The organism is Bacillota bacterium (genome assembly GCA_040757085.1).
GTDB lineage: Bacteria > Bacillota > Sulfobacillia > JACIYH01 > JACIYH01 > JACIYH01.
This window is the reverse complement of the sequence record JBFLXJ010000023.1, coordinates 312013-320564: the sequence shown is the minus strand read 5'-3', so window position 1 is coordinate 320564 and position 8552 is coordinate 312013. Positions and strand designations below refer to the sequence as shown.

At 67.5% G+C, this 8552-nt stretch carries 5 protein-coding genes; 2 read left to right on the top strand and 3 right to left on the bottom strand.

The window, feature by feature from the left end:
• Positions 1-555: YeeE/YedE thiosulfate transporter family protein (locus AB1446_09100; protein MEW6547061.1), on the bottom strand; the 555-nt coding region annotated here is incomplete at its 3' end.
• 45 nt (positions 556-600) lie between these two features.
• Complete coding sequence (locus AB1446_09095) at positions 601-2550, bottom strand: sodium-translocating pyrophosphatase (GenBank protein MEW6547060.1); 1950 nt, start codon at positions 2548-2550, stop codon at positions 601-603.
• 228 nt (positions 2551-2778) lie between these two features.
• Here AB1446_09095 and AB1446_09090 point away from each other — a divergent pair, with 228 nt between their 5' ends.
• Positions 2779-4032, top strand: coding sequence for an SLC13 family permease (locus tag AB1446_09090; protein ID MEW6547059.1), 1254 nt, complete (start codon positions 2779-2781; stop codon positions 4030-4032).
• Between the two features lie 219 nt (positions 4033-4251).
• Entirely contained in the window at positions 4252-4605 is a 354-nt protein-coding gene (locus tag AB1446_09085; protein MEW6547058.1) for a helix-turn-helix domain-containing protein, read from the top strand.
• 85 nt (positions 4606-4690) lie between these two features.
• Here the strand turns inward: AB1446_09085 and AB1446_09080 are convergent, their stop codons facing one another.
• On the bottom strand, positions 4691-8194 hold the full coding sequence (locus AB1446_09080) for a DNA polymerase III subunit alpha (protein ID MEW6547057.1): 3504 nt from the start codon (positions 8192-8194) through the stop codon (positions 4691-4693).
• Positions 8195-8552 lie beyond the last annotated feature (358 nt).

Below are 8552 nucleotides of genomic sequence, written 5' to 3'. Positions count from 1 at the left end.
CAGCGCGCGCGGCAGGAACACCACCGCGCCCTCGCCCACCCGCGCCGTCCACCAGGCCCGCAGGCGCAACCCGGCGAGACCTCCCACCACCAGGCCGGCCACCCCCAGGACATATACCACGGCGCCCTCGCCCAGGCGCACCAGGGTGGTGAGGGCGCAGGTGCCAGCCAGACCCATCCCCAGCCCGAACACCAGGCCCCCCACCACCGTGTGCCATCCCACCGGGAATACGTTACCGGGAGCACCGGCGAAATGCTGGGCTGCGGCCACCCCGATCAGGGACAGGGCCAGCAACGCCAACACAGCCCGCGCCAGGGCGGGCATCCGCCACAGGAAGGCATCGCGGATGGCACCCACGAAGCACAACCGCGACCGCTGCACGGCATACCCCACGGTAAGGCCGCACAGCCAGAAAAGAGCCGCCACCCGCAGGCCCGCCAGGGCCAGCACCACCGCCAGCGCGCCGGCAACAGCAGCCATCGGCAAGAGGCGGTTTGACCTCATCCCCGCCCGGCGGCACACTTCCGCCCGGACAACACCCACCTCCTCGCGCACAACATCAGGTGGCGTAACCCATGCAGGCATCCCCGCACGGGAGGCTCAGCGGATGAACAGCGGCCCGAAGACCAGGGCCACGATGGACATGAGCTTGATCAGGATGTTCATGGACGGACCCGCGGTGTCCTTGAAGGGATCGCCCACGGTGTCGCCCACCACGGCTGCCTTGTGCTCGGGAGAACCCTTACCGCCCAGGTTACCTGCCTCGATGAACTTCTTGCCGTTGTCCCAGGCGGCACCCGAGTTGGCCATCGTCACCGCAACCAGGAACCCGGTGGCCAGGGCGCCGGCCAGCATGCCTCCCAGGGCCTCGGTGCCCAGCAGGAAGCCCACCACGATGGGGCTGACCACCGCCAGCAAACCGGGGGCGACCATCTCCTTGAGGGCAGCAGCGGTGGCGATGTCCACGCAGCGGGCGTAGTCGGCCCGCGCCCTGCCCTCCATCAGCCCCGCCACCTCGCGGAACTGCCGCCTCACCTCTTCCACCATGCGCAGGGCGGCCCGCCCCACCGCATCCAGGGCCATGGCCCCGAACAAGAAGGGAAGCAGGGCCCCTATCAGCAGCCCGATCAGGGTGGTGTGCTTGCTGAGGTCGATGGCGGCGAGTCCGACGCTGTGGGAATAAGCCGAGAACAGGGCCAGCGCGGTCAGCGCCGCCGAACCGATGGCGAAGCCCTTGCCGATGGCGGCGGTGGTGTTCCCGAGGGCGTCCAGCCGGTCGGTGATGCGGCGCACGCCCTCGCCCAGGCCCGACATCTCGGCGATACCCCCGGCGTTGTCGGCCACCGGACCGTAAGCGTCAACGGACATCACCACGCCGATGGTGGCCAGCATGCCCACACCCGCCAGGGCAATCCCGTACAGCCCGGCCAAAGAATAGGCCACGTAGATGGCCACCGCGACTGCGACCACGGGCAGGGCGGTGCTGCGCATCCCCAGGGCTAGACCGGTGAGGATATTGGTGGCCGGACCGGTGACGCAGGAGTGGGCCACCGTCTTGATGGGAGGACCGGAGGTGAAGTACTCACTTATGAGTCCGATGAGGATACCCGCTATCAAACCCGCCAGCACGGCACCCAGCAACGCCACGCTGCCCGTGAGGGAAACGCACAGCCACCAGGCCAGCAGGGCAAAGATGCCGGCCGACACGTAAGTACCCCAGCGCAGGGCCGCCTGGGGGTTGGCACCGCTCAAGGCCCGCACGTAGACCACGCCCAGGAAAGAGGCCACCGTCCCGGCGGCTACCAGGGCGAGGGGCAAGACCATGTAGCCCGGGCCCATGGTCACGCCCAGTACGAGAGCGGCCACCACCGAACCCACGTAGGACTCGAACAGGTCGGCCCCCATCCCGGCCACGTCCCCCACGTTGTCACCCACGTTGTCCGCGATCACAGCGGGGTTGCGGGGGTCGTCCTCGGGGATACCGGCCTCCACCTTCCCCACCAGGTCAGCACCCACGTCGGCGGACTTAGTGTAGATGCCTCCGCCCACGCGGGCAAATAGCGCTATGGAACTGGCCCCGAAGGAAAAGCCGGTTATGGCCTGGGGATCTGGGAACAGGATGAAGACTACCGCCAGCCCGATCAGCCCCAGGCCAGCCACCGCCAGACCCATGATCGACCCACCGGAAAACGCCACCCGCAGGGCCTGCACCTGGCCCGCCCGCGCCGCTTCCGTGGTACGGACGTTGGCCCGAGTGGCAGCGTTCATCCCCAGGTAGCCGGCGAGCACGGAGCAAGCGGCGCCGATCAGGTAGGCCACGGCAGTGCGCCAGGAAAGGGCCAGAGCCAGCACCACGAAAAGCACCACCGCGAACACCGCTACAGTGCGGTACTCACGCAAGAGGAACGCCCGTGCCCCCTCATGGATGGCTCCCGAAATCTCTCGCATGCGCTCGTTCCCCGTGGGTAGTCGCAAGAGGCTACTCCACAGGAAACCTACGAACACGAGCGCCAGCACACCCACCAGCAGAGAAACCCACTGCCAGGTCAACTCACCTATCCCCCCCATTCGCAAACCCGCGTATCGGCGCTCCGATACATCCGGGCACGGATGTCCGCAACCGCAACCAGTATACCGGGGCCGTAAAATGCTGTCAAATCACGGCATCGCGCCGGCATCGCGCCCATAGGAAGCAGGAAACCAGGCCTCGGGCGCGTATTGTCATAGGGGATTGTGCCCCAGGGGGCAAATACGCAGGGGAGGAAGAGAGGGCACCCGATGACACTGACCAAGATCGTCACACTGGTTATCTTCGTGGCGTGCTATGCCCTGGCCATCAGCCGCAAGGTAAAAATCGCCTATGCCTCGGTGGGGGCCGCGCTGCTTCTCATGATCCTGGGCATCGTCAGCCCGCGGGTCGCGGTCACGGAGGCCATCAAGTGGGACGTCCTGGGAATATACTGGGGCTTCATGATGGTATCGTTCGTGTTCCTGGAGAGCCGGGTGCCCGCCCTGCTGGCCCAGAAGATCCTGCAGGTGGCCCCCACGGAGAAGTGGGTCGTCCTGTCGCTGTGTGCGCTGACCGCGCTTCTTTCCGCGTTCATGGAAAACGTGGGCGTGGTCCTCATGATGGCGCCCATCGCCCTGGAATTGAGCCGGCGCCTGGGGACTTCCCTCTTCCCCTACATGGTGTCTATCGCCATCAGTTCCAACGTGGTGACCACGGTCACCATGGTGGCAGACCCGCCCTCGATCATCCTGGCCATGGAAACCGGGCTCAAGTTCAAAGATTTCTACTGGTTCCAGGGCAAGCCAGGTCTGGGCCTGATAACCATTATTGGCGTTATAGCTGCTCTGTCAACGCTGGCCATCCAGTTCCGCGGCTGGACCAGGAAAGTGGACCTGCCCCCCGAGCGGGTGTCGGTAACTTACGGGGCCAGTATTCTCTTCGTGGTGGGAGTGCTGGGCCTGGCACTCGGCCCCGAGTTTGGCGTCCGTCCCGGGATCATCGGCATGGCAGCAGGGTTGGTGGCCCTCTACCTGGGCCGCGACAAGCTGCGGGAGATGATCATCGAGTTCGATTGGAATTCCTTCTTCTTCATCGTGGGTGTGTTCGTAGTCATCAGTTCCCTCGAAATTACCGGGCTGCTCGCTGACTTCGCTACCGCCATCCACTCCCTGGTGGGCGGGGTGGGTCCCGCCCTGTGCCTGGCGGTGATCATCTGGGTGTCGGTGGCAGCCTCCAGCTTCATGGATAACGTCCCCTACACCGTGCTCATGATCCCGGTGTGCGAACACCTGGCCTCCCTGATGGGGGTAAGCCCGTGGCCTTTCCTGTTCGGGATGCTCATCGGCACGGGGATCGGCGGCAATATCACCCCCGTGGGAGCGGCGGCCAACGTGTTTGCCTGCGGCTACCTGGAAAAGCACGGCTATAAAGTGGAACTGAAGCAGTACCTGAAACTGGGCGTGCCGTTTTCAGTAACGGCGGTGGCGGTGGCCCACATCATCCTGCAGTTGATCTGGGGCTGAAATCTCGTCCGCCTTCCCGTCCGCAGATCGGGCCGTAATCCGGTACGCCCGCACAACGCTATCTCCGCCGGCTGAAGACGATGCCCGCGGTGACGGCTGCCGCGATACCCACATATTATGTAACAGGCATGCAATGTTCCTTCCCCTGACCGACGGGCATGCCGGCCCTTACCCATCCAAGCACCGCCCTTGCGGCCGGTCTCCGGGGGGAGAGAGAAGATGACCTCGCCAGGCAGCGACGCCGCCCCGCAAAGCGACGCCGCAGCGCGCACCGCCAGGCTGGTGGCAGCCAAGTGGACTCTCCTGATCATCGGTCACCTGGCCAGGGGACCCATGCGTTTCCACGAGCTGCAGCGGAGCCTTCCCGGCATCAGCCCCAAGACCCTGTCAGATCGCCTCCACCAACTCGACGGTCTGGGGATCATCGCCCGGCGGGTTTACGCTGAGGTCCCTCCCCGGGTGGAGTACAGCCTGACGGAAAAGGGCAGGGCCCTCCTCCCGCTGGTCAATTCCCTCGAGCAGTACGGCCAGCAGTGGCTGCCTCCGGGTGCCGCCCCCGGCGACGGCCCGTAGCGGCACCGTGCCCCTACCGGCCAGGTCCGGTGGCGTCCGCGCCCTTGCGGTGAGGGCTCGGAGCGGTGGCGGGGTCCCGCGAGAGTTAGTTCAGTATCAGGCGCGGCAGAGGAGCTATCCACCGCGCCGTAACCGATACCGCCCTCCCGCGACGCTCTAAGACCCCCCCGGCCGCCAGAGGCGGCACGGCTTCTCCGAAGATGTGACCGCCGTACCGGCGGTATACGTTTTCGAAAACGGTGACATCCACCAGGCCGAACTCGTCCTCCAGGGAAAGGAACACCACGATGCGGCCGCTCTTGGTAGGGGGGCGGTGGGGCCGCACGGCCAGGCCGGCCACCTTCACCCGGCTTCCTTCCGGCATGCTGGCCACCTCCCGGCTGGACCGGTACCCCCGCTTCTGCAGGTAAGGGCGCAGGTGGCCCATGAGGTGCCCGCTCACGCCGAATCCCAGGATCTCGTGCTCCCAGGCCAGCTTCTCCAGGGGCGTGAAGTCGGCCACAGCCGCCACCACACCCGGACCTGACCACTCTACCCCCAGCGCAGGTAGCACTGGTGGGGGTCCGCCCCCGGCAACCCACGATCCTCTTCCCCGGGTGGCACCCCCGGCAAGCGAGGATATGCCGGGGAGCAGATCGCTCCGGCATTCCCGGAGGACGGCGGGTAGCTGCCACATGAGCAGGCGGCGGTTGGGATGGAGGGAATCGAAGGCCCCGCACAGGATGAGGTTCTCGATCACGTCCTGATCCAGTCCCCTAAGCCCCGGGCGGGCGTCGGGGGGGCAGGCGAGCCAGCCGGCGGCGGTCGAGGCGTCGGGGGGGCAGGCGAGACGGCGGCAGAAGTCGGCCAGGGAGACGAAGGGGCCGCCCTGGCGGCGGACAGCCAGGATTGCCTCCACGCCCTTCTCCGGCATCCCCTTCACCGCCCGCAGGGAAGTGCGGATGGCCGGGCGCCCGTCCGTATGTGGGGGTCCGTCTGCTACCTCCACCGTGAAGCGGTCCGCGCTGCGGTTGATGTCGGGCGGGAGCACGGCGATCCCCCGGCGGCGGGCTTCCACTACCACCGTTTCGGGAGGATAGTAGCCCATGGGCTGCAGGGTGAGGATGGCCGCGTAGAATTCGGCCGGATAGTGCCGCACCAGGTAGGCCGTCCGGTAGGCGATGTCGGCGAAGGCGGCGGCGTGGGCCTCGCAAAAACCGTAGCTGGCGTACCCGGCGATCTGGGCGAAGATGGCGCGGGCCACCTCCTCACTCACCCCGCGGGCGCGGGCCTTCTCCACGAAGTGGCGGCCAATCTCCTCCATCTCCCGCTGGGAGCGGGCGTGGGTCATCACCCGCCGCAGGCGGTCGGCCTCTCCGGGGGTAAAGCCGGCCACGGCGGTGGCAATCTCGATCACCTGCTCCTGGAACAGCACCACCCCGTACGTCTTTTCCAGGATGGGACGCAGGGCGGGATGGAGGTACTGGGCGGGCTCCTTCCCCTGGCGGCGGGCGATGAAAGGTTCCACCATGTTTCCCTTGATGGGGCCGGGCCGGATGAGGGCCACGCTGGCCACCAGGTCCTCCTGGTGGGACGCCCCCAGGCGGGCCTGCAGCGCCCGCTGGGCGGGGCTCTCGAGCTGGAACACCCCGATGGTGCGCCCCTCGTTGATCATCTCGAAGGTGGCGGGGTCGTCGGGAGGGATGTCGTCGTACCGGAAGCCGGGGTCCCGGAGGGTGATCTGCCGGGAGGCTTCCTCGATCGCCCCCATGGTGCGCAGGCAGAGCAGGTCCAGCTTCACCAGCCCCAGGGCCTCCACGTCGTCCTTGTCGAACTGGACGATGGTGATCCCCTTGGCCGCCATCTGCAGGGGGCTCACCTCCACCAGGGGGCGGCGGCTGATCACCACCCCGCCCAGGTGGGTCCCCAGGTGCCGCGGGAAGCCCGCCACCCTGCGGCCGATCTCGCTGAGCAAGCGGAACCGGTGGGGATCCAGGCCGGAATCGCGCAGTTCCGGCACACTGGCAAAGGCACGGTCCAGGTCGTCGGCGTTCAGGGAGTAGGGCAAGCGCTTGGCGAAGCGGTCGATTTCCGCCGGGGGCAGGTCCAGGGCCTTGCCCAGGTCGCGCACGGCCGCCCGCGCTCCGAAGGTGTTGTAAGTGGCCACCCCGGCTACGTGGTCGGCGCCGTACTTTTCGTAGACGTACCGGGTGACCTCGTCCCGGTAGCGGGCGTCGAAGTCGATGTCGATGTCCGGCTTCTCCGCCCGCTCCGGGCTCATGAACCGCTCGAATAGCAGGCCCCGGCGGATGGAATCCACCCCGGTGATGAAGAGGCAGTAGGCCACCGCGGAATCGGCCGCCGAACCGCGCCCGGCATAGCGGATGCCCCGCTCGCGGGCGAAGCGGGCCACATCCCACACCAGGAGGAAGTAGTCCTCGAACCCCAGCCGGCAGATGATGTCAAGTTCGTGCTCCAGCCGCTGCCTGATCTCCTCGGTCACGGTGCCGTACCGCTGCCGGGCTCCCTCGTACACCTTCTGGCGCAGAAACTCGGCCGCCCTCATTCCCAGCGGCGCCTCCGTCCCGGGAAATGCCGCATCGGCCCCCCGGCGCCCGGGGATCACGCCCTCCAGGGCGGGCTGACAGCGGGCGGCGATCTCGAGGGTATTGCGCAGGGCCCCGGGCCACTCGGCGAACAGGGCCTTCATCTCGGCGGGGGAGCGCAGGTAGTTCTGGGCATTCAGGCGCCGCTCGGGGTGGACGTCGTCCACCCGGGTGAGGGTACGCACGCAGGTGAGCAGGTCGTGGACGGGGAAGTCCTCCCGCCGTGCGTAGTGCACGTTGGCCGACGCCACCAGGGGGATGCCCAGGTGCTCGCCCAGCTCGGCCAGGGCGCGGTTGAGGGCCATCTCCCGGGGCAGCAGGTTCCCCTGCAACTCCAGGTAGAAGTTCGCTTCCCCGGCAGCACTCCTGCCGGCAAGGCCGACGCCACAGGCGGCATCAGAGGAGTCCGAGCAGGGGGAGCCGCAGGTGCCGGATCCGGCGGCGCCGGAGAAGATGGCCTGCAGGCGCCGCGCCACCTCCTCTGCCTCCCGGTAGCGGCGGGCCAGGATAAGGCGCGGGACCTCCCCCCGGCGACACCCTGACAGGGCGATGAGCCCCTCGTGATAGCGCTCCAGGTCGGCCCAGCGCACAAGGGGCTGCCCGCGCGGGTTGCCCAGGTGGGCGGCGGTGAGCAGCCTGCACAGGTTCGCGTACCCCACGGCATCGCGGGCGAGCAGGACGAGGTGACCCCCACGGTCGGCGTCACCAGCAACTCCCGCCCCGCGGCCGCCGGCGACGGGAGCCGGGCACCCACCTGCGAGGGGAGCCGGGCTGCCAACGGCGAGGGGCACGGCGGCCTCCACCACCACCTCGGCGCCTATGATGGGCTTGATCCCCGCCGCCCCGGCCAGACGCCGGAACCTGACGACAGCGGAAACGTTATGGTGATCGGTGATGGCCAGCGCCGGCATGTCGTAACGGGCAGCCAGCCCGACCAGGTCCTCCAGCCTGCTCCCTCCGTCGAGGAAAGAAAACGGGGAATGCACGTGCAGGTGTACGAACACCAGACGCCCTCCCGAACTTGCGTTCTGGAACAGAGTATACCATACCTCCGGTGGCACGTAAATATGTTCGCACCGGACCACCCGCCGCGAACTGCAGACAACCAAGCAGGCTACTAGCAGGGGCAATCAGTGGGCCGCCCGCGCCCGCCTCAGCACGGTCAACGCTTCCCTGGTAGTCCACACCCGAGCCAAGGCCAGCACCTAACCTATTCGCCGTGGAGTCGCTCACCAGTTGCTGTCGCAAGGCTATCTCGATCGAGTCGCCCAAAAGCGTGAGTCGTGGGCGACGGGTATTACATCCCGACCAGATACCCAAACGGCCTCCCGGACAGCATCCCCGCCCTCGTCTACAACCGCA

Excerpts from the sequence above, each read along its gene's own strand:
- AB1446_09090 (MEW6547059.1), top strand. The coding sequence starts at position 2,779 with ATGACACTGACCAAGATCGTCACACTGGTTATCTTCGTGGCGTGCTAT.
- AB1446_09085 (MEW6547058.1), top strand. The coding sequence starts at position 4,252 with ATGACCTCGCCAGGCAGCGACGCCGCCCCGCAAAGCGACGCCGCAGCG.